The sequence below is a fragment of the Mycobacterium sp. OAS707 genome (assembly GCF_014873705.1).
In the GTDB taxonomy this organism is placed as follows: Bacteria; Actinomycetota; Actinomycetes; order Mycobacteriales; family Mycobacteriaceae; genus Mycobacterium.
On record NZ_JADBDS010000005.1, the window covers coordinates 519,460 to 544,354 of the forward strand.

Genomic DNA, 24,895 nt, shown 5'->3' on the forward strand with positions numbered 1-24,895 from the left:
CTACGGTATCGAACGATTGCGACTTGCTTTCGGAACGCTTTCGTTTATTGTAGATCTAACGACAGCATTTCGATAGCACTGAGAAACTGGAACGGAAGGTCCGGCGATGACCGCAGCGCACCTCATTAGGCCCCTGAACTCTCGCGTGAATCTGCCCTCGCCCTGCGTGGCCGATCCCGATCGTTGGCTCGAAGGCGGCGAAGACCCTGAACTCAAAAGCCTGTGCCGCGGGTGCCCCCGCCGCTGGCAGTGCGCCAAAGACGCCCTGGAAACGCCCGGTGTCGAGGGAATGTGGGCCGCGGTCTACATCCCGAGTGAGGGGCGCCGTGCCCGCACATCTGCGCTACGGCAACTGCGCTCGCTCGTCGAGCATGCCGACAGCGTCGGTGCCCCCACCCGGCGGTAGAAGCACCGCCAACAGATGTGCCGCCCCAGCCATGCCCACCTCCACATCTCCTCCGCGGCGATATCAGTCGGCGCGAATCGGCGAAAGGAACCCCCGCGTGTTGATACCCAATAGCGTTATGCGAGCGAGTGTTCGCAGTGTCGCGCTGATCGCCGTGGCAGCGTCGCTGGCCGCGTGCGGCAGTGACGAGCCGGCCTCACCCGAGGAGTTACTCGCCGGCAAGACGCTTCCAGCGGCAGTCCCCGCCCGCGTCGTCGGGGTCGGCGATGCGGGCGCGTGTCACCAGGTCGCCGCGCCCATGGTCGACATCGAGAGCCGAAACGACACCGAACCGCAGCTGCGGATCCCGCAGCCGGCGGGCTGGGAGCGTTTCACCAAACTCGACAGCGAAATCCTCCGATTCGCCTTGGCGAACAGGAATCTGGTCGCCAACCAGTTCGCCCCCAACGTCGTGGTCACCCTGGAACACACCCCTGACGCCGATCCCCAGGTGATTTTCGATCAGACGCGGGACAACGTGGCGAAAATGGCCGGCGCGCACGACATCACGGTGAACGCGGGCACCATGTGCGGGCTGCCGGCCGAGACGGTCACCTACGTTGCCGCGGCGATGGGGCCGGCGACCCCGGCGCGCCCGATCTCCGCGCTGCAGGTGGTGACCAGGACCGGCGGGCAAACCTACCTGGTCACTGCGACGATGCAAACCACCCAACCAGATAATCCCACCTATCGGCGTGACGTCGAGACCATCCTGATCGGCCTCCAGGTGCTGCCTCCCGTAGCAGACAAACTCACCGGCCGCCAGAAAGGCAACTGACATGTCACTCGCCTATCTTGCCGGTTATCTCTCACTGCCCATCACCGGACTCGTCATGCTCATCATCGGCATTGCCCAGCGAACAGGGTCGCGGACCAACGCGGCGCCACCGGCACCGCACGCCCATCCCGGGGCCTGGCCTTCGAGCCAGCACCATCACCGTGCACACCCCTACCCACAGCAGCCACCCCACTACGGCCCCCCGTCGCCGCCACCACGAAGCAGGGCCGGTACCGGGTTGATAGTGGCCGGCGCGGTCGTGGTTCTCATCACGATGCTGGGCGCCGTTGGGCGCGTATCCACTGCCTCCCAATCGATCGCGAGCCCAAATCGCATCGACGTCGGCGACTGCCTCACCGCAGAAAACCTCAAGCGATCGGGCACGCTGAAGCCCATCGACTGCGGTGACCCGCAAGCCAACTTTGAACTGGCCGCCCTGTCCGGTTCCGCAGAATGCCCAGACAAGCCTATAAGCGACACCGCCTACGTCTACCTCACGACGGCCCATACGACGATGTGCTTCATCCCGGTTCTGGCGCAGGGCGCGTGTTTTCGGGCCGACTCGGTGTACACAGTGTTCGACGTCGTCGAATGCGCGGACCGATCAGCCGGAGCCAAGTTGATCAGGGTCGTTAAGCGGATTGACGGCAGCACCGACAAGGCACTATGTCCCACGGCGACAAAGTCTTTGGCCTTTCCCCAACCCGCGCGGCTGTACTGCTTGACTACGGTGACCAGCACATGACGATCGCTGCATCACGTCCCCAGCAGTCGCTGCCGCTCGCAGGCGAGCCCTGGGCGTTTCGCACAGCCCGCAGCACCGACGACACCGGTGTCTATCTGACGGGATACTCGTCATGACCGATCATCGATCCGTGGCCGGCCGCAGCCCGCAGCGCGCGGCCCATGACCCACTACCCCTAACCGGTGCGCGCCGCGTCTCACGGATGGTCGACAACACGCTGAGCGTGGTGCTGTTCGCGGGTCAGATCGCGCTGTGGGGCGTGGCTTTCATCAGCTTCATCGCGTTGCCGATGAGTATCGACAACTGCGCCTACCAGGATTGCGGGCCGGAAAAGTGGATCGACTACGCGATGCTCACCGTGGCACTGACCGCCCCGGCCGGGGCGATCTTCATTGGTGCCGGCATCTATCTGCTCGCCACCCGCAAAGTCGGGTTCTGGGCGCCACTGCTGGGCTGCGCAGTCCAAGTCACGATGATCGCGGCCGCGTGGCTTATGGCCGGCAACGCCGGCCCCATCCACTGACAACCAGGAGGTACCGCGTGACCGAAAACGATGTGGCATACGAGGATCGCCAAACGGTCTACCAGGGCTACATGAATGGCGCCCACAACGGCGATGCGGTCGTTCAACGCGCTTTCGAGTGGTGGATGAACCGAACTTTGACCGATCTCGATCACTGGGCAGCCGTCCACGGCACCGACGCCGACACCTTCCGGGAGGTCCTTGAGCGGGCCCGCGCAACCGAGCAGCGGTCCGGAGCACACAACGGCTTCCACGAGATTTGGAAGTTCTTCCTCACCCTCATGACGGAGGGCCGATGAGGACTGCGTGCCTGCCGTCTGCCGCGGTAGTCGTGCAGTCCTGAACCTCGGAAAAAGGTTAGCCGCCAACGAGGTTCAGCCCCAAAGGGAAGCAGGGTGGTAATGCGCAGACTCGCTGCCGATGGGTCGGCTCAGCGGATTAGTTGACTGTGCGACACCTGGCCGCCCCTGTATGGGGCGATGGGGTGCACCGGATGTGATCCCGCCGCACCGTACGGGACGGGTGACGGGCCGAACCTGACGACGCAACGAGATAGTCACCGCCAGCTCGCTGGTAGACATCGTCCATGCGGTCTCCATCGAGGCGCATGACGGCGTGTACGGTCGCGCGCTGGGGTGGCTCGGATGCGGTGAAAGACCCGCGCACAGTGATCTCGCTGGACATAGCGCCTACCGTAGCGGCCCTCCGAGCGTGAGTAGCTTCCGCAGCACCGGCCACTCAGTCACGGCGGATTTCCTCGACACGAATGTCTTTCAACTCTTCAGGGTCGATGACGCCGGTCCACCCCATGTGCTGGTCGCCCGTTAATCCGATTTCGCGTGCCACAGCGGGAGAACCAATAAACCAGACCACGATTCGACCGTCTGGCAACTGGTGCTGAAGGGACACAGTGTGTCCACCGAGTGTTCCGCTGACACGGACAGCAACAACACCGTCGAGGGCAGACGTGGGGACTTTCACCCAGGGTTCGTAATGACCCTGTCCCACAGAGGACTCGCCGGACTGGAATCCGTCGGGCACCTCGGGCCCCGCTTTTGCGCGCAATGCGACCCAGTCGTCACCACTGAATACGATCCGAATCCGCTTCCCGCGGTACTGCGCTATCGCGCCAGTCACTGGAACCTCAGCCATTGACCTCCCTTGCAGAGTCACCACTGTGGTCTGCGGGGTTTGCCGCCGCCCGCTGCGCACACTGCGCGTCGATGATTGCAGGGTGCCCAATTGGTGTCCAGTACGTACTGCGACGGCCTTTACCATTGAACAGTGTCCGACGATGAGCGGTGGCGCCGTTGGCTCTACCAAACCCACTCAGCCGCAGAGCTTCACGACTGGGCATTGCGCCTGCGGTACTTCCGGTTCTGCCGCGCCGTCGGCGGCCACGCCAACGACGGCGACAACCTGCGCGTCGTGCTGCGTGCGGAGACCGAGCCCGCACTGCGCACCCTGTTCACCGTCCTTGGTATCACGCCCACCACAATCCCCCCAGGCGCGCCACGGCCACAACCAGGTGCCCGATACACAGCCACTCAGTATGCGGCCTTCCCGGCGCGCATCGACCGCTTCCCCACCCTCGCCCAACCTGCCCACGTGCATATCGCCGGGCATAAAGCCTTTGCATGGGCTTCTGCAGGGCGACTGAGGATTTCGCTGCACGACACGGATAACCCGTTCGAGGTCACCCAGCCCACGCTGCAAGCAGCGCTTGACATCGAGCAGCGGCTGTCACAACTGGCGACCGAGATCATAGATCCGCCCGTCGACAACCGCCACTGCATCTGTCCCAAGTACTACGGCGAGATATGGGAGTAAGTCTGGCGCCGCCGTCCTCCGCCGTCAGATCGGTCCCGTCGGCGGTGATCGCCAATACGTAGGTTATCCGCTGAAATATGAAGCACCGCAAGGAACGTGGAACAGTTAGATCACGCAGGCAAACGCGCAGTTGGAGACGCATGAACACCATCCGTATAGAACTCCTTTCGGGCTTCAAGTCCGACGGGGTGGTGTTGTTGGCCGCCGAGGCCGCCGGGTTGGATACCTTTGAGGCGGCGCTGACCGAGGCCCAACGACGAGGGTCAGCGCAGCTCGACCATGACGGAGTGATGCCGGCTGGTTGGCCCGTATCACCGATCGCCACGATGACGCCGCGCTGTACCAGGCCGCCGAGGATTTCCCCCGTGGCGAGAGCGACAAGTGGTACCGCGGCCGATCAAGTTGTCGACCGAGCCGACACGCCCGCCACAAAGGAGACACCGTGGGTCTATTCGCAAAGAAGAAGAAGTCACAACCAGCCGCCGACGACGCCAAGGTGTTCTACTCCACCCCTTTTGGCGACACAAGAGACGGCAAGCAAAAGCCCTTTCTGCTTGAACGCGACGGTGTTCGATACTTTCCGGTTTTTCGTAGCGTGGAGTCGATGAAGGAGTGCTTCGAGCGGATGAACCGCGCCGGGTACATAGTCCTCTCCGGAGACGTAGAGGCGGTGATGGACACCATCCGCTCAATTGAGCTGTTGAAAGGCACGGGGATTGTCATTGAACCTTGGAGCGAACATCCGGTCGAGATCATGCCTGACGTGTGACGGACACTGGCTGGCAAGGCTGACCGCGGCAACCCGTTCGCCGCCCAAGACGACACGCCAATCCGCCAGCCGTCCCGCGCATGTAGCTGGCCCGGGCTGCTGCGGCTCCTATCAGGAGCTTGACGGGTGCGGTCCGTTGCGTTCAGGGATGTCTGGCAGCAGCTCGACGTCTTCGCCAAACCCCCACGCTCGCAACTTATCTGCGAGGTCGCGTACGCAGCGCGCGCCCCAGCGAGGGTTAAGCCGGCTGAGCAGCTCATATTGTTTGGCCCACATCACCTTGCGGTGATTCTCGTTTTCGGCACAATGCTCGGCGGCGTACCCGCTGCCGATGCTGGCAGTTACACCCTCGGCGAACCAGTAAAGGACGTCGTCGATCCCGCCGACACGGTCGAAACGTTCGCGTCCGCGCTCCCAGTAGCTGTAGTGATACCTGCCCTCAGGGTCGATGAAAATGTTCACGTTGTCGTCCTTCAAAATGACGCCCACTTTCAGCGGCTCCGCGTTGAGTGTCGCAGCGAGCCGGATAATCTCCGACTGCAGGTGCGCCGCCTTGTCGTCACCCATCTGCTGACTCTAGCCGCGCGGGAGCCACGAAATTGACACGAATTATTGCCGTCATGAAGTCGCTTGGAGCACAGACCGCCTCGCGGGATGCGTACGCGCTGGTGGTCTGGCGGCGACTACGGCGCCGCGAGCTGGCTGACTACGTGGTCGTCGAGGTACTTGGTGGCGAGGTAGCCCCCTGGTTCATCCATGAGGGCGGCGACGGTGTCGGGCTCGTCGATGATCACCATGTGTCCGGAGTAGGCGGCGAGGGGTTTGGGTAGTCCGGCGTAGCCGCCTTGGCCGGCCGCAGAGTCGGTGCGGATGATTAGCAGTGTGTCAGTTTGGATTTGGTAGATCTGGTTGAGGTCGGCGATGGGCTGGGTGCTACCGGCGGCGACTGGGTTGCGGACGAGGCCGGCGTTGTAGCGGAACCCCAACGACTCCAGGTAATCGCTCGCGAAGGACGGGGTGAGTACTTCGGACACGCCGGTGTCGGAAAGCGTTACTGCCTCAACGGATTTGCCGCTGAAGCTGAGGTTCTGGTTGCTCAGGTCGCCTTGCCGTGAGCGCACCGAGTTGAGCAGCTCTTCTGCCTTGGGTTGACGGCCCAGGATGCGGCCGATCCAGGTGAGCTGGTTCTGCCAGGTCCAGCCCTCAGTGGCGTGTTCTGTTGGGCGGGTGATGGTTTTGGCGATCGCGGCGAGCTTGCCATAGGTGTCGTCGGTCAGTCCGCCCGTGGCGATGATGAGATCGGGTTTGGCCGCAGCCACCGCAGCGGTGTCGATCACCGAGAGCACCGCGGGGTTGCCCGTGACCGCTGACTTCTGCCAGCTTGGGAGTTGTCCGCTCGGGGCGGTGAGCGCGACGGGTTGCACGCCGAGGGACAGCACCGCGTCAGCGTCACCAGGTCCCAGCGCGGCGACCCGCATCGGCGCTGCGGTGATCTCCGTGTTGCCATGAACGTGGGTGAAGGTTTGCGCTTGGTACGTCGGCTGATCCGGGCCCCCGAGCCACAGGACCGCTGCCCCGCCGGCCACCGTGGCGATGACCAGCAGCACAGCGGCGATGATCACCGCGCGGCGGCGCAGCCGACGGGGTTTCGTGGGCGGCGGCATGAAGCTGGGCGGGCTAAACGGTGCAGGAGCGGGACTGGGTCTGCTGAAACGTCCAGTCGGGTAGGTGATCTGGGTGGTCGCCGGGTTCGGTTGAGGGGGCGGCGTGGGTTGCCACGGCTGGGTACGGGTCGGCGGGTCGGGTGCCGCGGATAGGGCTTGTGTTGCCGCGGCCGCGAGGTCGCGGGCGGTATCGTAGCGCTCGTTGGGGTCCTTAGCCATCGCTTTGCCGACGACGGCGTCGATGGCTGCTGGCAGTGCGGGAGCTTGTTCGGTGACTCGTGGCGGTGGCTCGAACAGATGGGCGGCGGCTAGGCCGCCGGGACCGCCTTCGGCGGAACGGAAGAACGGTATCTTGCCGGTCAGCAGGTGATACAGCGCACCGCCCAGCGAGTAGATGTCAGAGCGGTGATCGACGGCGGCCGTTGGTTTGAGGCTTTCCGGCGAGGTGTAGGGCAGACTGGCGATCACGTTGCCGGCCTGGGTGAGCCGGGCAGCGCTGGGGTTGCGCACGCGGGCAATGCCGAAGTCGGCCAGATAAATTCGCTCGTCGTCGGCGCTGAGCAGGAAGTTGGCAGGCTTGACGTCGCGGTGCAGGATGTGGCGGCGGTGTGCGTAATCCAGGGCGGCGGCCACTTCGCCGATGATGCGCACCGCGCGTTGCGGAGTCATCCGGCCGTTCTTGATTTCCTTCTCGGCGTCGCTGCCGTCGACGTACTGCATCGAGATCCATAGCCGCCCATCGGTTTCGCCGCGATCGTGGACAGTGACGATGCCGGGATGTTCGAGGCTGCTCGCAAGCTCGGCTTCGTTGAGGAATCGGCGCCGGATCTCGTCGTCACCAGAAAGCTCCTCCGACAGGACCTTGATGGCCACGCTGCGCGGCAAGTTGGGGTGACGGGCACGGTAGACGACACCCATGCCGCCGGAACCAACTTTTCCCTCGATGGTGTAGCCGGCGAACACGCTTCCGACCTCTAGCGCCATGGCCGCCCGACCTCGCAGGGCCCCGGCCATGCCAAGCAGTCCGGTAATCGAACTGGTGGCGTCATCGGGCCATCAGCAGCGCGTACTGGGCCGCGGTCTTCTGCTGCGCATCATGCAGTTGGGCGGCTTGGGCTTCGATGGCGTAGCGATCGGCGGTTGCCAAACAGTAGAAGCTGGCGACCTTGCCTTGGGAGATGTCCAGGCAGCGGCTGTTCGGCATCTGTTTGACCGGCGCGGCCGGCTTGCCGGTCGCCGACGCTTCGGCGAAGAATCCGTCGGTAATCCCTTGGGCCGCTTGGGCGTCGCGGGCTTCATAGACGGAGGTCGCTGCGTTGGCCATCTGGTTCATGTCCGTGTCGTTGAACAGCTTGGAGCTGCGGGTGGGGTCGGTCTGAAGCTGCAGGGCTCCGCGTCGTTGGTACACCGCGAGCTGGTTGACGCTGGCCGCGGCGGGACTTATCGGCACGGTGCGGGCCAGTAGCCCGGTCGGGTCGATGGGCAGTTCGGCGAGTTTGGCCGGGTCGGTGGGTGTGAATTGGTCGATCAGCGGCACCTGCAGGTCAAGGGCCTTGGCGATCAGCCCAACCGCGGTGTCGATGTTGTCGGTGGCCTGGGCGGACATCACCAAGACGAAGGGCCCATGAGCGGTGAACGCCCGTACCTGCGTCCACTGCAGATTCTTGGCGGATTCGGTGAACGTCTGACTGAAGCCGGCGGTCTCGGGGTGGCCGGGTATTGGCACCGGTGTTACTGGCGGATTCACGACGGGCTCGACGGCGGCGGCGTCGCCGATTTCCCTGGCGGCGTCGGCTGCTGAGGCGGGGTCGGCGAAACGAAGGACCGCGTTGTCGAGTTCCTTATGGTCGGTGTCTTCTCGCGCGGTGTAGTACCCGGTGATGAAGTTGTGTCGGGCGGCAGGGGCGGCCAGGGATTCGGGGAGCACAAATTTCACGGCGCCGGCGTTCTTGATGACCAGGGCGCCGTTGGCGGAGCCGCCGATGAGGGCCGGGTCGACTTCCCAGGGGCCGGTGACGTAGTTGGCCAGTCGTTGACCTTCGACGATGGCGCCGAGTTCGGGGTTTCCGGCAGTGCCCAGTGGCCGCGGTTTGGTCGGGTAATTGCCGACGTCGAGTAACGCGACGTCGATCTGCCCGGGAGGGGGGCCGCCTGCGGCCTTGACAGCCTCGCCGTTGATCGCGGTGCTGCAGGAGGCCACCAGCATGGCCGTGGCCGCCAGCGCCGCAGACGCCGTGAGGAACTGGTCTGATCGGCTCCGTGTCGGTGTGTCACGGACACTGCGCATGTCAGCAACCTACCGTGAGAGACAGAAACCAACGGAAACCACTCACGACGCAAGCCCGGCGAGAAAGGCATCCAGGGGCCGTGGCCGGTGCAGTGACTCGGAAACCTCAGTGAGCACGGCGCCAGGGGGCTCAGATTCAGCGCATCGAATAGGTGTAGGAGTTGCCGATCGCAGTGAGCGCTTGGTCGGACAGCTCGGGATGACGCTGGTGCATTACAGCTTTGACGTAGTCGCCGGCCTGCCCGAGGGTCATCCGGTTCCAGTCAGGCTCCACCCGCATTGCTTCGTGGAGAAGTGACCGGACCATTGTTCTGGCGGTCTCGGCTCGGTCTGGCCCGTAGTGTGCGTCGAATTCTGCGTCGTTCTTCCCGGGACTGTGTTTGAGGTAAAGCGTCACTGCCTCGCTCGCATCGATTCCGTGATCAGCTGCGCCGGCCACCGCTGTCGCGTCGGCATAGCGTGCCGGCTGGCGCTGCGGTGGCGCGGTTGGCGCGGCCGCGACAGGGCCCGCGAGCGTTGAGAAGTCGTCGGAGAGTGCGGCGGCCAGCTCGGTGATCGCGCGCCGGAATCGACGGCTCACCAGGTCCATATGGATCTCGTTGCCGGCTGCGATGTGCGCGTCCCACGGGATGAGCACAACGCGGCCATGGCCCACGAACTGCTCGTATTGGCGCCCCAGATCGGTGACGTCGATCTGGGGCTTGACGGGCACCAGGTGGTTGATCACCACACAGGATCGTCGGGCCAGATGGTGATATCCGTTCTGCCCCAACCAGTTCATCGTGACCGCGGCCTGCCGTGCCCCGTCGGCGGTGGCGCTGCAGACGATCACAGCGCTGGAGATCGTCGACAGCACCGCACGCGTGGCCGGGTTGTGCAGGCCTTTGCCGACGTCGGCCAGGATGAGGTTGTAGTAGGGGCCGACGATGCGGGTGATTGCGCGCCAATCCTCGGCGCCGAATTCTCGGCGGGCGCCGCCGTAGTCGGGGGCGGCCAGCACCTCCAAACCGGCGCCGGTCATCTGGGTGTAGGCGCGGATGTCGTGGTAGCGCACCACATTCGCGTCGTGCAACAGGTGTTCGACGGTTGCCGGCGAGTGGCGCGCGGTGCGGTCAGCGAGGTTGCCGGCGTTTGGGTCGACGTCGATAGCCAGGATCCGGTCACGTCGAATTTCGCTGAAGGCCGACCCCAGCGCGGCGGTCACTGTGGTCCGCCCGACACCGCCCTTCAAACCGATGACGCCGATCTGGTGCCCGTCAGGTGCGGGCCGCCGGACCCGGCCGTAAAGCGCGCTGTCGTGCAGCTCGTCTGGGGACGGGCCGACATTGATGCGCGTGGCCTGCCAGAGCCACCGCCGCCAACCGTGTCCGGCGACAGGTTTCTGCGCTTGCTGCTGCGCGGCCGTCACCCATCGCGAATTGTCGTGTTCCACAGTGCTATCCCCGGTCTTCGCCTAGAAGTCGGCGTCTCCGACCTTCTCCGCCCAGGTGTTGATGACGAGGTCAAAGGTTCCGAACAGTTCTGTCATTGCGGCAGCACCGCTGTCAACAACCAAGTGATCGAGTGGCTCACGATCAGCCACTCGGTGACCACGAGCACAACCCCTGCGGTGACTAAACCTGCCTGAATCTTGCGCATCCCTCCACCGTCCCGGCATATCTGCCGCGGCTGGGTTCACTCCGTAGCCGCAGATAACTCGATTTGTCTTGCCAGATAAGCAAGTTCGGGATACTTGATCTCGTTATCGGTCTCATCGAGGTTCCACAGCAGCAGCATCTCCATCAGGCGTGCCAGATCGTGATAGGAGCGCGCATGCGCGGAGGCGGGCATATCACCGGCCATCCGGCCGGGACGCAGCGCCGCACCCGTGCCCACCGCCTCCAGCATGGCCGACTGAAGGTTCACCCAACGGTCGGGCGGCACCCGCACGCCCTTGCCGAGCAGGTCGATGACTTCCCGAACCACTGGTGGCACAACGAAGTCCAGGAGTTCGCCCGCCCGGCGCATCGTCGTATCGGCCGCGGTCAGCGTCGTGCGCCACGCCTCGGACTGATCGGGGCGGCGGCCGTCTCCCAGACCGATCAGCCGCGTGTATTCGGCGTGGTCGAGGGTTTCCAGCCGGTGCAGATGCTGGCTGTCGAGGGCCATCGCGGGGGCGTCGTCGCGGATCGCCGCTGCCGAGTTGACTGAACACTCGGCGAAATGCGGGACCCCGGCTTCACGGGCCGGTGCCGACGAGCCACCGTGGTCAGTGGAAACCGCCAGCGCCCATAATTCAACGTTGGGATTGTTGGTCGTCACCAACTCCGCGAACGCCACCATGGTCTCTGCCGGATTGGCCCAACTGAACCAGCGCGAGGCGAACCGCGGACCCAATGTGGGATCAGAGAACAACATTCGGGCCGCACGCGGCACGAAGACACCCTGCGGGATATAGCCGGTGCCTTCGCTGCTCACGATGATCGTTTCGACCCCTGAGCGGGTCCGGAACATCCCGACGCACCAGTCCAGGAACAAGTACAGCCGCGAGGCGTGGAGCAGCTGGTACACGATCTGCTCGGCCGACTCGAGCAGCGGATCGGGAAGTGACGAGCGGATACCCTCGCTCGCGGCACCGGCAGAAGCTCCGACACCTGACCCGACCACACCCGGGGGAAGGGGGGCGACCGGAGCCGACGACGACGAAATACCGCTGGCCGCAGGGCTTCCGCTCGGGCCGCCGGCCGCTGGGCTGACGGGGCTCGACGTTGCTGGCGCGCTCGGGATGTCCGATCCGAACGGCGGTAGCGGCCCGACCGGACCGGCGGGAACGCCGGCTCCGCCGGGGCCGGTCGGAGGCGATGTCGGTGCCGACACCGGGGTCGGCGGCCCAGTGACCGCAGGGGCACCTGACGCCGCTGACACCGGCGCGGGTCCGGAAGCGAATCCGCCACTGGGTGCACCGCCACCCGCTGTGGGCGGCGGGCTTTGAACCGGCGGCATCAGCGGAGCCGCCGGACCCCCCGAGGCCCCAAACCCGGCGTTGAAACCGCGAGAAAGTTCTGCTGCTGGTGTTGGAGGTGGCGCCATACCGCCGGCGGCGTTGGTCGGCAGACCACCAGACATCGGCGACGTCATCCCCTGCGTGGGCAGACCGCCAGTCATACCGCTTGGCGCGGAAGGCAACTGCATGCCGCCACCAGACGGACTGCTGATAGGCGAGGCCGGCACGCTCGGGGTATTGCGGGAAAGCGGAGGGAGCACACCGGGAGAAGGTCGACCGAGACCGCCACCTCGCGCGTCACCGGAAGTCTTCGGACCGTCTGTGCCAATCACCCCCGAGGCATCCGCAGCACCTGGCTCGCCGCTCGTGCTGGGCGGCCCAGCGTTATCGCCGCGCCTGGCTCCGGAGTCGCCGCGAGTTCCATTGCCGACTGGTTGCACACTCCCATCCTCGCCACGACGTGAGCCCGAGCTCGAAGGCTTCGGTTCGGTCGAAGTATCGTCCGTTGGTGGCGGCGAGAGAGGCATACCGCCTGGGCCGCGTCCACCCCCTATCCCGCGACCCTCGTTCACAAGCTCACGAAGCTCAGGGTTCACGGGGTCGGAATCGTCGCTCCCAGGTCGTTCGGTTCCGCGGCTTTGGCCTGAATTCAACTGTGTGCCAAGGGTTGTGACATGGGTTGCCAGCTGTGCCATCGTGCCACTAGCAGTGGCCGATTTCGCCATGGCGGCAGCCCGCGCAGTCGCCAACACCTGCTCGATCTGCGACCACATCAGCAAGGACTGACCAAGCCCATGCGGCTGCTGCTCGATGCGCGCGATCTCCTCATGAGCCGTTTGATCGATTTCATCCAGGTCGGCACGCAGTCCATAGAGCAGCCGTCCCGCTTCCTCGGACGTCCGAGCCATCGCGAAATACCTGTCGGCCTGCTCGGTGCACGTGGCGGCGAAGTCGTAGCACCAGTTGCAAAACCCATCAACAAATTGCCCGGACTGCTCGTTTGCGACTTGCCTCGCATCGCTTCGGACTGAGTCGGCTGCCTGAAGTCGCTTAACACCTTCGCTGTGTTGTACTTCCGAAGCGGCGTGGAATGTTTCGGGTTCAGTCAGCGGCCAGAGCCCCCCGACGATCATCGCCGAGTATTTACGCGTTGGCATGCCCGCTGGGGCGGTCGTCGCTACCACGTAATGCCCAGCTTGGCGCACACGGAAATAGGACCTTCATACGCTGTGGTCCCGTCCTGATACGCCTCGTCGTTATAGGGAGTCAACGGCCCAGGCTTCAGATTTCGCACTAATAGGATCTGGTCGTCGATGAAGCGTTGGAGAGTTCGCTTGAAGAACGGGTCCGCATTTTGATGTCCGTCGAGCACGTCCTGGGTACGTTGCGCCCAACCCTCGGTATCTGATTGATATTTCGGCAGTGCTGCGTCCCGTGCGGGCGTCCCGGGGTCACCCGTCGCCCGCCAAGCATTCGTTGTCCGGTCACTCTCCGCCATCAGCGGTGCGATGGCAGTGCACAGCGACTTGTCAGCCGCCGAAGTGTTCGCTGATGGTGTCGGCGCCCCCGCCGATGTTGACGATGTCGTGGGCGCCGATGCAGGTGCAGAACCGGAAGTCGGCCGGAACAGGCCGATGACTCCCACCACCAGTGCCGCCACCGCGATTACCGTGGCCACCAGCGCCAGCCAAGAAAAACGAGGCCGTTGTGGCGGACCGCTGACGGGCCGGTGAGGCGGCGATGCCCACGGCTGCTGAGGCGGGCTCATTCCACCGCCCTGCTGAGGGTGCATTTACCCAGCGTAAGTCACGAGCGGAGAGGTCCTTGCGGCAAAATTGGCCACACGCGTCGTCATTGTCCTGATTGCACAAGGTGCCAGGTCGGATAGCGCCGCCGCCCGTCGAGGGCTACGTCTAGATCAGCGGAACAAGACAGCGCGTTGAGACCTACGCTCAGCGTTGACGGAATCAAGTCGCGTGAGCGCAGTCTGCTCATAGTTCCCACGGCGCAGGCTTCATTGTCGGGTTGGCGTGACGTCGGGTCCGTCAAGCACCCACCCGAATCGGGACCAGAACCAGTTCCGGTTCGCAATCAGACCGGCGAGGACGAGCAGCAGCATGACGGCGAGCACAATCGGACCAAAGTTGAGCGTGGAGTGCGCGACAGCGGCCGCCACGGCAAAAACGCCTGCGAATGCCGCCCTACTCATGCCGTGCGCGAGGGCGCGCTGGCCCAGCCAGAATCCGAACATTAGGGAGCCACCCGACCAAATCGCCACCCATGTCAGCCACAGCAGCACCGTGGAATGACCCGCGTAATAGAGGTGTTCGGCTCCCCGCACGATGACATTCAGCAGCGCTGCTGCCAGCAATACGCGTAACCGCGCCCCCAATAGCAGCGCCAACGCGATGCCGGTGAACGCCAACTCCTCCTGAAACCCCGAAATGAGTGCAATCGGTGCGAGGTTCGCGATTGAGAGCGCCGCCGCGGTCGTATTCATACATCGCGGGCTCAGCGCCACCGCATGCTGAAAAACCGAAGTGAGGAACCTCGCGACAGAATAGGCGCAGTAGGTGAGGACCAGCACGGACCACCGCCTGGGGCCAAGGTGTCCTTCGTTCTGTTCCGCCGATCGCGGCCATAGGGCAATGGCCGCCAACAGCGCTGCGGCGATACTCGCATCGATCACACGGCTCAGCAGCTCTAAGCTTGAACCCGTTACTGCGGCGCTGCTGGCCGCGCAATCCGCTTGCACCATCCACATTTTGAGGGCCATCAATGGTGCAAAGCCGTATGTGGCAAGCAGGCTCGCAGCGTATCCGGCCAGCCGGGCACAGTCGCTGCAGTGGTCCAGTCGAGCGGTCACCCACACGACTACCAGCACCGCCCCACACGCGCACCCCAGGCGCAACACCGTCCCGACGCCGACTGGGTTGGGGTTGACCACCAAGTATTTCGCGCCGATGCACGCGGTGGCGAGTGCGAAGAAGCAAATGCTGATCTTAGATTCGCTGACCACCGCCGGAATTCTCCGCGCCCAATATGACGCCATCCAGCGGAGTCTACGAGCCAGCAGCACCGCATCCGTGTTAGTCGAATGTCTGTGGGCGCGTGGACCACCTGCAGATCATCCGGGACTCCGCGATGGTGTTGTCCATCTGCCCTTCGGGTTGTCGACAGCCCGTCAGGATGATGCGGCGACCCAGCGCCCATCTCCCGGGTTCGCTTCGCGAGACCTTTCCTCGCTCGAGTCAACCTCGTCGACAAAGCGCATCGCTCGCATGACGGCGTGCTCCGTAGAATCACCTCTAGCGCACCACGATCGGAAGCCCACCTTGTTCCAGACGCTTCACGCCTGCGAGAACGGCGACCTTTACCAGGTCGAGCTCGACAGCGTTTCCGACATAGCCGACCTCGTCCAGGAAGACTGCCTGGAATCTCTCACCAGCACCGACTGCACAATCGACTTCTGGCTGACGCCGGCGCTGCGCGGCATCCACCGGTCAGTCAATCGCACAGCTACCGAGTTATTGTTGGCTACAACACGATTCGACGCACATACTGTGCCGCTGCTCCGCGGCAATGTCGTGCTGGCCAGCCATGACGGCGACGGCAACCTAGCAGGATTGGCAGACGCTCAGATTCGCTGGCTCGTCAACAGCGAACCCACCCGCAGTGAGGAATGGACGCTTGGTCGCCGGTTCTCCAGCGACGAACGAGGGCAACATCGCACAACCAAGTCTGATAGCGCGCACCGCAACTCGCTGCGACGCCTCTGGCGGTCGATGCACTGAGGCCATAGCGCCGCTGTAGCCCAGACCGAGTAGCACGGCGGTTCGCCCGAATCCTTGTTTGTCACAACGATCCAGGCTGGCGCCGATCCGCTGAACAGCTACTGTTGCGATCGTGCTCGGCCTGGCCATCGTCATGTACATCGTGGCGGCACTTTTCATCTTCCTCGCGTTCCGGCCTGGACTCGTGTTCTACGCCCAGCAGGGCTGGAAGTTCCGCGAGCGCCTCAGCCCGTCAGGTCTGTACAGCGGAGTGAGCACGGCGAGCTGCCTGATCGTTGGGTTGGCGTCGGCGGTGATCGGCACCGTCGTGTTGGTGAAAGTAGTGACACATGACCCCAGAGCCGACGCACAACGACACTGCATCGATGTCGTGCAGCCGGCGTTTGCGCGCTCCATCCGATGGGACGGCGGTCATGTCAGCAACCCCGACGTCGTGACCGACCTCGCGCGGGTGCACGGCGTCGAAGCCAAGATCGAACCCAGCCCGGGGGGCTACGACGAAGTCGCCATCTACGACCCCACACACCACTCCCCACCCGATCAGGTCGTGTTCTCCTTCTCGGGTAATCCGATCGTCGGTGCCGACCACGCCGACTCACTGTGCAACTACTGACGCATACCCGTCGGGCAACAGCGGTCGTATCCTCTCGGTCATGACGGAGGACGGCACGGAGTTCCCGACTACGGCCGCGATCGCGCGGTTCGGGCGCGCCGCGTGGTTCTTCGGCAATGCCTATGAAGCCGCCGTGGGTGTTCCGGAGTTGATCGCGAGCGCCGATCGGCAGGACGGAATCTTGGGCGTCGGCAGCCCTGTCCGCTACTTCGCGCCCATCGGACCGGCAGCGGTCGGCGGAACTGCAGCTGTGCTCGCAAGGTCGTGGCGGAACGGCGGTGACCGGCGCAAAATCACCGCGGCAAGCGCGACGCTCGGCGCTGCTCTCGGTGTCAGCGCCTATCTGATCGCGTCGATCAATGTGCCGCTGCTGCGTGGGAAAACCGCCAAGGAACAGCGTGGCCAGTTGATTTCGCGCTGGCACTGGGGCAACTGCGTGCGTCTGGGACTGCTCGCCGCGACCGAGATTCTGGTGCGGCGGGTTGAGGTGTCGGCGCAATCGGCACCACGCCCGCAGCCCTAGTCGGCTGACGGCCTCGGCGCCGTCGCGCGACCCGCCGATCCAGCCACCCACGACACCGTGCGCATCGTTGGCAATTGACGTCACCGATAGGTAATGCTGGGGCCATGCCTCTTGGCGTCGGCTCCGTGGTCGCGGGATACCGCATTGAACGGGCGCTCGGCACGGGCGGCATGGGCGTCGTGTACCTGGCCAAGCATCCGGCCCATCCGCGGCGCGACGCGCTGAAAGTGCTCAGCGCGGAGCTCTCGCGCGATCCCGGCTTCAGGGAACGCTTCCTGCGGGAGGCCGACATCGCCTCGATGCTGTTCCACCCCAACATCGTGTCGGTCTACGGCCGCGGCGAGACGGACGCCGGCCACCTGTGGATCGCCATGCAATATGTCGAGGGCACCGACGCCGAGCGGGCGCTGCGGGACGGGACGATGACCCCGAACCGGGCCATTCACATCGTCCGGGAGGTCGCCAAGGCGCTGGACTACGCGCACGATCGCAACGTCGTTCACCACGACGTGAAACCCGCGAATTTCCTTCTCGACAATGACTTCGGCGATAAAGACCACGTCCTACTCAGTGACTTCGGCGGGGCGCGAACCATCGGCGACAGCGATACACCCGTCGAAGGACTCCTCACCGCGACCCTGGCCTACGCCGCCCCCGAGGTCATCGCCGGTGACCCCGTCGACGGTCGGGCCGACCTGTACTCGCTTGGCTGCACGCTGTTTCGGTTGCTCACCGGCAAGCAGCCGTTTTATCAGGCCAGAGGCGAGTCTGCCACGGCCCGAGCGCACCTCGAAGCGGCGCCGCCGCGGGTGTCCGACCATTTAACTTGGGCGCCAACGCAACTGGATCAGGTGATCGGCAAAGCCCTTGCCAAAGACCCGGCGAAGCGGTTCACCTCCGCGCGGGAATTCGCCAACGCAGCAACGGACGCCATCCGCGGATCCGCGCCTCGGCTAACCGCGCTCACACTCAGCAGCGACCCAACGCTGAGTCCTCGCCACCGTCGTACTCGCAGCGACACGGTGCGATCGGCAGCTCCGCCTCCCCAGTCCGTTGGGAAGCGAGATCACCGCCAGGCGGCAAATCCGCCCCATCAGCTCAGCGTTCCGGTCATCAATCCCAAACCCGCGCGGTGTGTCTCGCCACGTCTGGTCGTCGTAGCGATCGGCGCGATGGCGCTCCTGGCGGCCGTCGTGAGCGTTGTGGTCTGGTTACCGCGATCTTCACCCCCGACAACGGAGAGGTCGGCCACCCCAGAACCGATACCACTTAACAACGAGGCTCAAGCCCGACTCAAACTCATGCTGCCCCTTGGGTATCCACCGGGCAGGTGCATCCCGGCGAGCACGCCCGCGGGGGCGCAAGCGGTGTTGTCCTGCGGAGCCAATCTCGAGTCCGGCGGACCGACGTCTGCGACCTACACGCTGGCGCGCGACCCCGAAACGTTGCGGGCGGACTTCGACGCGGTCGTCCACAGCGCGTCAACCGTCAACTGCCCTGGGAACATACAATCTCCGGGGCCTTGGCGGCACAACGCCAACCCAACGGTGCCCGTAGGGACGCTGTTCTGCGGCATTCGCAACGGCCAGCCGCTGGTCGCGTGGACCAATGACGCACAACTGTTGCTCAATGTGGTGCAAAACGCTGCGCCGGGTCCAACGCTCGAGCAATTGTATGCATGGTGGACCACCCATTCCTGAGGCCTCTCCAGATCAGAACCGCTTTTTAGTTCGACTCGGCCTATCTGGACATCCTGGTCGTAGTAGTCGCCATGGCACACGCCTCGGTGTTGTATTCCGTTCCGGTCGCGATTCCCGTTATGTCGAAACTTGTTCAGCCGTAGGGCGCGACGGTGGTGTTACGAAGCTATCGGAAGCTCCGCACCCCCACTACGCTCGTAAGCGAGAGAATGAGGCTACTTAAAAGGGGGCCATATGATGAAGCGTGCATTCTCGGCGGCTCTGTTCGGCCTTTCAATAGCGGCGCTTATAGCAGCGGCCCCAGCAAACGCTACATACGAAGACGACCTTTATTTCGGATTTCTTCAACGTCAGATCGGCTTCGACCGGGCCCAGTACTCAGATGCTCAGCTCGCAAAGCTCATTCAGTCAGGCCACCAGATTTGCGACGACCTCAGATCAGGTGTTCGGATCTACGACGAACCAGATTTATTGATGCAACGGCAAGCGGCGACACCTTCCCCTGCGGCGCGCCAAGCTGCGATTACGGCGATTTCGGCTGCTCAGTATGGCTACTGCCGCGATACCACCATCGGAAGCGGGGGTCTTGATCCGTTCCCGTGCGCGAGCACTGACGAAGGCTGTCGGCCCTAGTTGTGGCAATGGCGTGCGCATGAGCACCCATATAGCGAGTCGCGCGCCGTGGGTGGCAAGTCTGTACCAGCTGCCAGTCGGTCTATTCCGCTATGTGATCAACGAAGTCGGAAGATCCGGGATTGGCCGAGGCGCCCGCAATACCACTAGGGAGGGACGATCATGAAGACGTGCTTGATCGCTACGCTGGCCGGTGTTGGTGTTGCATTGTGCGTGGCTCCGAGTGCACAGGCGGAGTGTTGCGAGGGCGGGTTCGATTGGGGGCAGCCATACGTCGATGCGCTGAGGAACCACGATCTGGGCTACCTCGTCGATAGTCGCGGCATCCCGGTAACTCTGGCAGCAGAAGCGGTGTGCAAGGGCCCGTCGGCGTATGGCATCGCCGATGATTACCAGATTGGCCTCGCGACCGCCGAGCAGGTCGCTCGTGCTGTCTACATGGACGTCTGCCTGGAGATGGCTCCGTAGTCCGCTTCAGGTCCGCCGCCGAGGCGGTAAGCGGCGGTTAACCAGCTCCCATCTTGTTCAGTTCTGCAGCCGTCATTGAGCCCAGCGACTTTCCTGCGGCATCGACCACATCAACTCGCTGAACAGTCTGGCGGAGCCACACACCTTCGTCGTCGTTGAAAGCCACCGGAGTCCCGAACATCTTGGCCAGGTTGTCGAACGGGCTCAGTTCTAGGACGACTGGCTTCGCGTCGACGGTGACAGTCACTATGCCGCCACTCACCGCCACCGAGGTGACCGACTGAGCCAACATGACACCACTAGTTGCTCGTTCGTTGATGTATGACTCGAACGCCTCCTTGACCTGTGCATCGCTCGGTGCGGGCCGAATCTCAGCGGTGGTCTCCATCGTCCTCGTCGGCGAGACGATTTGAACTGTCGTGGTCGCGGCGGTGCTGTTCGTCGCCTTGGATGACTCGCCACCGCCACAGGCCGCAAAGAGACCGACCATCGCAATCAGAGCCGCGACCGCCATACGGTTTCGCATTTCCCCTCCTAGTGGCACGTCGCGTGCTGACGGGTTAGCTACCATCCCCGAGCATGGGGGTGGTGAAGAAAGGTATCGGTTGCGGCGTCGTATTGGTGGGCGGTTTCTTCCTGGTCGGAGGCTGCGTTGCTGTGATGGTGGCGGTGTCTAGCCAGGATGACTCCTCCAGCGGCGCGACGACAGGAGGACAAGCCGCGCCAGCTGCGCCTCCGGCGGACGATCACGCGACGATTCCCGGCAATGGCACCCACGAGATGGGCGGGATGGATGGGAAGGACTGGGGTGTCTACGAGGCGACTGCGACCGGCAACTGTCAGTGGTCGATTCGGTCCGTCGCTCGTTACCGACCGGGGCTGATCCTCGACGACGGCACAGCCGCCCCCGGTGAGACGGTTCGGGTGAATATCCAGCCCGACGGTGACGTCAGCTCGTGGGACGGGATGATTAATGGCGACCACCGCTTGGTGTTCATGACCAACGGCTGCGGGAAATGGCGGTTCGTCAATTAGACGAAATACGGTCCGCCGGGTAGCCACAATTCTCAAGGGTTGGGCATGATGCCGACAGCAGCGAAGTTGCAGAGGTGGTTCTCTGCTGCTGCAACGATTGCCCGCGCCTGGTCGATGCTCATCGGTGTGCCGCCGTAGACGCGTTGGATGACAACACTGCGCGACGTGCCGCTGGCGAGCTGACCACAAAGGGTCTGGCCCCGGTTGACCATGACTCTCGGGGAATCCGTCGGCGTGATGCCCACCGCTGCGAGGTCGTTAACGAACGCCTGCTCGTTTACGCAGAGGGTGTTGACGTCGTCGCTGTCGGTGCAGGCGTGCGCGAGCGGAGCGGCGATCAGTGCACCGACCGGCATTGTCACTAAAGGCGTCAAGAGTGCAGTCACGAGCGCTCGGCGCATCAGGGATATCCCACTTCTGGGCACAGATCGTCGACAGCCACGTGAACAAGAGAGCCAACTTCGGCACCTACCGCAGGCCGCATACCCGAGGCGTCCCAGGTTTTCCAAATGGCTGCTTTTGCATCGTCGGACGAGCCGCCGCTCCGCCGCACCTGGCACGCCTGGTGTCCGAGTTCAAGGATGAAGACGTCGGTGGGTCGAGGCAACAATAGGTACTGACCGGCATCAGCCAGATATTGCCGTTCGGCTGGGGTGTTGCCATACGGATCCGCGGAGGCGGCTGGAAGGGCACCCGCTGCGAAGCCGACCGAAATGATCAGCGGGCTAATACAAGCTCGGAGTGCAGTCGACATCCATTCCCTCTACTTGCAAGTCCCTGTGCTCGGGTGGCCCGAGCGCAACTCTTGTGTAAACGCCACCATAATCATCGTCTTCGAGCCATGGCAGCAAACGACCAATAACGCGAGGTGGTTCCTGGATGCGCCTGCGGCCACCGGACGGTTCAGCTCCCTGGAGCGAGGCGAGCGAAGCATCACCTGCAGACCGTGGAGAAGATCGCCGATCCCGCCGGCGCCGCCGGCACCCCCATAGCGAAGAGCAGGCCGCCGCTTCCCCATCACCACCGTTGCCGTCGGACTGGCCCGCGACCGTGGCGGCGGCACCTTTGCCGCCAGCCGCGCCCACACCGAAATACCCCACATTGCCGCCGCTACCACCCGCGCCATTGTTGACTGGGCGATGCCCGCCCCGCCGTTACCGAGCACGCCCCTACCGCCGGCCGGACCCGGTGCGCCCTGAAAGCCGTTGCCGATTAACAACCCTGCATTCGGATGCCCGTCGGCGCCGCAGCCGGCCCCAGCAGCGTGGCCGCCAGCTTGGGCGACGTCGGGCGACGTCGGCCTCGACTTCAGAGGCCCCCGACAGGTAGCAGAACGGACCCACCCACGAGTCGTTCGGCGGCGACAAGGGTGCCGGCAATGCCGATTTCACCGCAGTCAACCGCACCGCTGAGGCGTTCGGTGGCGTCGCGGGGCCGTGCATTGGGGCTAGCCATAAACCCGCCCCGGCGACGGCCAAACCTGCAGTGACAGACGAACGAAAAGGCACAGCCATCACGGCGTCTCCCGATCGGAGTCTCATCGCGCAGGACAGCATCCATTGTCTGCCGGACGGCTGGCGGGATTCTCAACGAAGTGCGACCAGTGCGGCTGTCGTTTGGTGGAGTCGGTTCCGGAACCTCGGGTCGTTCACATCAATTCCCGCCAATGGCTGAGTGGTGCGGCTTCCTGGTAGTGCATGGTGGATTTGCGATGATTTCGGCGAACAGCGACGACCGATTGCTCTCTCGGCATTCGGGCGCATATCGGATGCTCGACGGATCGAAGCTTCAGGTTGCTTGAGTCATCCCTTGGACCATGCCGACCAGACTCGCCCAGCGATCAGCCAATACGTACTCCGGCGCCTCCCACCGGCGATGAGTAGGCGGCGCGGAACGGAGTTCAACCAGTTGCTTCGTGCTCCCGGTGAAAAGCGTCGTAGGCCGCCGTGATGCAGTCCGCGTCGGCGTCTGGGTGGTCGTATGCGACGGCGTCGACGGCGGCGACGGTGCCCGGACCTAGACCGCAGCGGGTCGGCGCACCGCGTCCGCGGGCGAGCGCGAGATTCAGCAACCCCTGAAAAGTGGTGCGTAGCCCGTCACGCGACGGCGGATCGGCTGACAACAACAATCGACTATCATTATAGGCACCGATCGAGCCCGAGAACCCTGCGCGGCAACCTAATTGCACATCGTTTACACGATCGATCACCCCGAGCACAGCAGTGACCGCGTCGGCGGTTTGGCGCCGGTGTTGTCCGTGACGACATGCCGTTCGGTGACCGCCGGTTGGGTGGGCGGCGACGATCGACTGCACACCGGGGCGGCGTCGATCATACCTAGCTCCCGCGGCTCGCGAATCGTTGTCGGACAGCGACGTTCGGGCGCAAAAACATCCATCGATCAAGCAAGTCAGCACGGTCGCGGGCGTATACGGCGGGCCAGGCCGCAGCGGCGCAGCCTGCCGGACAGATCAGTGAGTGCCCAATCCTGCGATCAAGTTGATCGTGGTCGCCAGGACCACGGCGCCGAGCACGTAGGACAGCAACGCCTGGCGCAGCGCTGTCGCGCGCATGCCAGGGGTTTGCAGATCGGTGTCAGAGACTTGATAAGTCATGCCGATGGTGAAGGCGAGGTAGGCGAAATCCACATATGCAGGCGGATCGTCCTGGTTGAAATCGACTCCGCCGGTGGGCATTAAGTAGTAGAGCCGCGCATAGCGCAACGCGAACACCGTGTGCACGATCAGCCACGCCGCGATGACGCTGGCGATCCCGACCGCCGCCGCTGCCTCGGCTTCGCCGCCGTGAGCGGACCCAGCCAGCAACACGTAGCCGACGCCGGCCAAGCTCGCGATGCTCGCCACGACCATGATCGTGCCCGTGGCGGCTCGAGTGGGGTCTTCGCCCGTCGCATGCGACGCGGTTTGCTCCGGTGTCATGCGCCCGACGGCAGTCCAGGTCCAAACCAGATAGACCGCCGAAGCCGTGATCCAGCCTGCTACTGGTGCGTACCTCACCTCGACGACAAAAGCGACTAGTAGTGCAACCGCCACCCCGGCTGCCGCAGCCACCGCCAACCGAGTGGCGGCAAGTGCGTCGGCCCCGAGCAACCGTGATGACATCAGGCGGGCTCAGCGATGAAACCGACTGGACCGGCTCTCACCGGACTAGTCCTTGTACCAACATCAGTGCATCTCCTGCGCCCGGTGATTCCTGTCAGGGCCGAATACCCGAACGCGGGTAGCCACAATCGACAGGTTCCTCACAGCCGACATCGAGCCGAGGAGAGGTCTGAGGTCGGCGGGCACAATGGCTAGCGTGGAACGACCCGCAGTGCCGGACCAGGTTGTTCAGGACCTATGCGTGAGAACACCGGCGAACCACCGGCCGGTCACCTTCATTCATCCGGACGATCTAACGGACCGGGAGCATGCGGCGGTGCCGCAGCTGTGGCTGGATGCCGTCGCCGTCGGCGGCCGCGACGGTGTGGGTCTCATGATCGACGAGTGGGAGCGAGTCTTGCCCGGGCGCCTTCCCAAAGTCACTACGCGGTTCCGCGCTGCCAGCACCGATCTGTTCCTTGGTCGACAACTGGGCGTCCCGGTGTTGATCTACTTGCTCGCAGGGCATTTCGGTGACCGCGCATATTGCCCGTGGTTAGGTACGCCGCCGGTACCGATCGGTGATGTGCCGCAGCATCTTCGACTGCTGCCGAAAGACGTCCTTGCGTTCCACACCAGGCTGCACGACGAGCTGGACTCACCGCTCATGGGTGGCATGCTGCCGATTGCCTTCATGGATCTGGTGAGCACCTACCACGACCCGAGTTGGCCGTTCGAGATGTTCAACAGCGCCTGGAGCAGTCCGCCGATCGCGGCGCCCGCCGAACAACCCGACTGGAGCCAAGTGGTCCTGATACACAACAACGGCGGCTCGGGCCGCGTTTGCGCAGTGCTCGGCGAAGACCCGGACAACACCGAGGGCTGGTACTGGTTCGAAGGGTCCATGTCACGCGAACGTGACATCTGGACGATCATGGACGCCTTCCTCGAGCATGGCGCAACGGACTGGTACGACGACAAAGACGATTAAGCGGCCCGCCCGCC

Annotated in this window: 31 protein-coding genes; 17 read left to right on the top strand and 14 right to left on the bottom strand. The window is 64.1% G+C overall.

The features are described from left to right. Positions 1-106 precede the first annotated feature (106 nt). The 5 genes from GGC64_RS31040 to GGC64_RS31060 all read left to right on the top strand — a co-directional run bounded on the left by GGC64_RS31040 (position 107) and on the right by GGC64_RS31060 (position 2,790). Positions 107-406 carry a WhiB family transcriptional regulator gene (locus tag GGC64_RS31040; RefSeq protein WP_192726397.1) on the top strand — a complete coding sequence of 100 codons (300 nt, stop codon included), beginning with the start codon at positions 107-109 and terminating at the stop codon, positions 404-406. A 118-nt stretch (positions 407-524) separates the two neighbouring features. After that, positions 525-1,223 (top strand): LpqN/LpqT family lipoprotein, encoded by a 699-nt coding sequence (locus GGC64_RS31045; protein WP_192726398.1) that lies wholly within the window; start codon positions 525-527, stop codon positions 1,221-1,223. Between the two features lie 244 nt (positions 1,224-1,467). Then, entirely contained in the window at positions 1,468-1,968 is a 501-nt protein-coding gene (locus GGC64_RS31050; RefSeq protein WP_192726399.1) for a hypothetical protein, read from the top strand. 112 nt (positions 1,969-2,080) lie between these two features. Next, positions 2,081-2,491, top strand: a complete 411-nt coding sequence (locus GGC64_RS31055) for a hypothetical protein (RefSeq protein ID WP_192726400.1) — start codon at positions 2,081-2,083, stop codon at positions 2,489-2,491. 17 nt (positions 2,492-2,508) lie between these two features. Then, complete coding sequence (locus GGC64_RS31060; RefSeq protein ID WP_192726401.1) at positions 2,509-2,790, top strand: hypothetical protein; 282 nt, start codon at positions 2,509-2,511, stop codon at positions 2,788-2,790. 439 nt (positions 2,791-3,229) lie between these two features. Here GGC64_RS31060 and GGC64_RS31065 read toward each other — a convergent pair whose 3' ends face one another. Continuing rightward, entirely contained in the window at positions 3,230-3,643 is a 414-nt protein-coding gene (locus GGC64_RS31065; protein ID WP_192726402.1) for a hypothetical protein, read from the bottom strand. Positions 3,644-3,775: 132 nt separating this feature from the next. On the opposite strand from GGC64_RS31065, the gene GGC64_RS31070 reads away from it, so the two are divergent. After that, entirely contained in the window at positions 3,776-4,321 is a 546-nt protein-coding gene (locus GGC64_RS31070; protein ID WP_192726403.1) for a hypothetical protein, read from the top strand. 442 nt (positions 4,322-4,763) lie between these two features. Continuing rightward, a complete protein-coding gene (locus tag GGC64_RS31075) occupies positions 4,764-5,090 on the top strand; it encodes an SseB family protein (RefSeq protein WP_192726404.1) in 327 nt (108 codons plus the stop codon). Between the two features lie 111 nt (positions 5,091-5,201). On the opposite strand, the gene GGC64_RS31080 is transcribed toward GGC64_RS31075, so the two are convergent. From GGC64_RS31080 to GGC64_RS34905, 6 genes are all read right to left on the bottom strand, one after another. Next, positions 5,202-5,657 carry an Imm63 family immunity protein gene (locus tag GGC64_RS31080; RefSeq protein WP_192726405.1) on the bottom strand — a complete coding sequence of 152 codons (456 nt, stop codon included), beginning with the start codon at positions 5,655-5,657 and terminating at the stop codon, positions 5,202-5,204. Between the two features lie 116 nt (positions 5,658-5,773). Beyond that, the gene (locus GGC64_RS31085) at positions 5,774-7,738 is read right to left on the bottom strand and encodes a serine/threonine-protein kinase (protein ID WP_192726406.1); all 1,965 of its coding nucleotides are present in this window, start codon (positions 7,736-7,738) and stop codon (positions 5,774-5,776) included. 61 nt (positions 7,739-7,799) lie between these two features. After that, positions 7,800-9,041: a hypothetical protein gene (locus tag GGC64_RS31090; RefSeq protein WP_192726407.1), complete on the bottom strand. Its 1,242-nt coding sequence runs from the start codon at positions 9,039-9,041 to the stop codon at positions 7,800-7,802. Positions 9,042-9,177: 136 nt separating this feature from the next. After that, entirely contained in the window at positions 9,178-10,473 is a 1,296-nt protein-coding gene (locus tag GGC64_RS31095; protein WP_192726408.1) for a MinD/ParA family protein, read from the bottom strand. A gap of 21 nt (positions 10,474-10,494) precedes the next feature. Next, entirely contained in the window at positions 10,495-10,623 is a 129-nt protein-coding gene (locus GGC64_RS35100; protein ID WP_255528997.1) for a hypothetical protein, read from the bottom strand. A 92-nt stretch (positions 10,624-10,715) separates the two neighbouring features. Beyond that, the gene (locus tag GGC64_RS34905; protein ID WP_225952653.1) at positions 10,716-11,498 is read right to left on the bottom strand and encodes a hypothetical protein; all 783 of its coding nucleotides are present in this window, start codon (positions 11,496-11,498) and stop codon (positions 10,716-10,718) included. Position 11,499: 1 nt separating this feature from the next. Between GGC64_RS34905 and GGC64_RS34910 the strand changes: the two genes are divergently transcribed. Together GGC64_RS34910 and GGC64_RS34915 are read left to right on the top strand one after the other, a co-directional pair. After that, positions 11,500-12,012, top strand: a complete 513-nt coding sequence (locus GGC64_RS34910; protein ID WP_225952654.1) for a hypothetical protein — start codon at positions 11,500-11,502, stop codon at positions 12,010-12,012. 806 nt (positions 12,013-12,818) lie between these two features. After that, on the top strand, positions 12,819-13,055 hold the full coding sequence (locus GGC64_RS34915) for a hypothetical protein (RefSeq protein WP_225952655.1): 237 nt from the start codon (positions 12,819-12,821) through the stop codon (positions 13,053-13,055). A gap of 146 nt (positions 13,056-13,201) precedes the next feature. Here the strand turns inward: GGC64_RS34915 and GGC64_RS31105 are convergent, their stop codons facing one another. Further along, positions 13,202-13,702 carry a hypothetical protein gene (locus GGC64_RS31105; protein WP_370582441.1) on the bottom strand — a complete coding sequence of 167 codons (501 nt, stop codon included), beginning with the start codon at positions 13,700-13,702 and terminating at the stop codon, positions 13,202-13,204. Positions 13,703-14,038: 336 nt separating this feature from the next. After that, on the bottom strand, positions 14,039-14,524 hold the full coding sequence (locus tag GGC64_RS31110; RefSeq protein ID WP_192726410.1) for a hypothetical protein: 486 nt from the start codon (positions 14,522-14,524) through the stop codon (positions 14,039-14,041). A 148-nt stretch (positions 14,525-14,672) separates the two neighbouring features. Between GGC64_RS31110 and GGC64_RS34920 the strand changes: the two genes are divergently transcribed. From GGC64_RS34920 to GGC64_RS31140, 6 genes are all read left to right on the top strand, one after another. Continuing rightward, complete coding sequence (locus GGC64_RS34920; protein ID WP_225952656.1) at positions 14,673-15,818, top strand: hypothetical protein; 1,146 nt, start codon at positions 14,673-14,675, stop codon at positions 15,816-15,818. A 112-nt stretch (positions 15,819-15,930) separates the two neighbouring features. Continuing rightward, positions 15,931-16,431: a hypothetical protein gene (locus GGC64_RS31120; RefSeq protein WP_192726411.1), complete on the top strand. Its 501-nt coding sequence runs from the start codon at positions 15,931-15,933 to the stop codon at positions 16,429-16,431. Positions 16,432-16,471: 40 nt separating this feature from the next. Beyond that, positions 16,472-16,954 (top strand): anthrone oxygenase family protein, encoded by a 483-nt coding sequence (locus tag GGC64_RS31125; protein ID WP_192726412.1) that lies wholly within the window; start codon positions 16,472-16,474, stop codon positions 16,952-16,954. Between the two features lie 104 nt (positions 16,955-17,058). Beyond that, positions 17,059-18,654 (top strand): serine/threonine-protein kinase, encoded by a 1,596-nt coding sequence (locus GGC64_RS31130; RefSeq protein WP_192726413.1) that lies wholly within the window; start codon positions 17,059-17,061, stop codon positions 18,652-18,654. Positions 18,655-18,888: 234 nt separating this feature from the next. After that, positions 18,889-19,287 carry a DUF732 domain-containing protein gene (locus tag GGC64_RS31135; RefSeq protein ID WP_192726414.1) on the top strand — a complete coding sequence of 133 codons (399 nt, stop codon included), beginning with the start codon at positions 18,889-18,891 and terminating at the stop codon, positions 19,285-19,287. Positions 19,288-19,449: 162 nt separating this feature from the next. Continuing rightward, positions 19,450-19,755 (top strand): hypothetical protein, encoded by a 306-nt coding sequence (locus GGC64_RS31140; RefSeq protein ID WP_192726415.1) that lies wholly within the window; start codon positions 19,450-19,452, stop codon positions 19,753-19,755. A gap of 37 nt (positions 19,756-19,792) precedes the next feature. On the opposite strand, the gene GGC64_RS31145 is transcribed toward GGC64_RS31140, so the two are convergent. Next, a complete protein-coding gene (locus GGC64_RS31145) occupies positions 19,793-20,281 on the bottom strand; it encodes a hypothetical protein (RefSeq protein WP_192726416.1) in 489 nt (162 codons plus the stop codon). A gap of 53 nt (positions 20,282-20,334) precedes the next feature. Between GGC64_RS31145 and GGC64_RS31150 the strand changes: the two genes are divergently transcribed. Then, a complete protein-coding gene (locus GGC64_RS31150) occupies positions 20,335-20,790 on the top strand; it encodes a hypothetical protein (protein ID WP_225952657.1) in 456 nt (151 codons plus the stop codon). Positions 20,791-20,822: 32 nt separating this feature from the next. Here GGC64_RS31150 and GGC64_RS31155 read toward each other — a convergent pair whose 3' ends face one another. From GGC64_RS31155 to GGC64_RS31170, 4 genes are all read right to left on the bottom strand, one after another. Continuing rightward, positions 20,823-21,176 (bottom strand): DUF732 domain-containing protein, encoded by a 354-nt coding sequence (locus tag GGC64_RS31155; protein WP_192726417.1) that lies wholly within the window; start codon positions 21,174-21,176, stop codon positions 20,823-20,825. 1,514 nt (positions 21,177-22,690) lie between these two features. Then, positions 22,691-22,918, bottom strand: coding sequence for a hypothetical protein (locus tag GGC64_RS31165; RefSeq protein WP_192726419.1), 228 nt, complete (start codon positions 22,916-22,918; stop codon positions 22,691-22,693). Positions 22,919-22,995: 77 nt separating this feature from the next. Further along, entirely contained in the window at positions 22,996-23,124 is a 129-nt protein-coding gene (locus tag GGC64_RS35105) for a hypothetical protein (protein ID WP_255528998.1), read from the bottom strand. A gap of 136 nt (positions 23,125-23,260) precedes the next feature. Next, a complete protein-coding gene (locus tag GGC64_RS31170) occupies positions 23,261-23,911 on the bottom strand; it encodes a DUF1345 domain-containing protein (protein WP_192726420.1) in 651 nt (216 codons plus the stop codon). Positions 23,912-24,152: 241 nt separating this feature from the next. Here GGC64_RS31170 and GGC64_RS31175 point away from each other — a divergent pair, with 241 nt between their 5' ends. Continuing rightward, a complete protein-coding gene (locus GGC64_RS31175; protein ID WP_192726421.1) occupies positions 24,153-24,881 on the top strand; it encodes a hypothetical protein in 729 nt (242 codons plus the stop codon). Positions 24,882-24,895 lie beyond the last annotated feature (14 nt).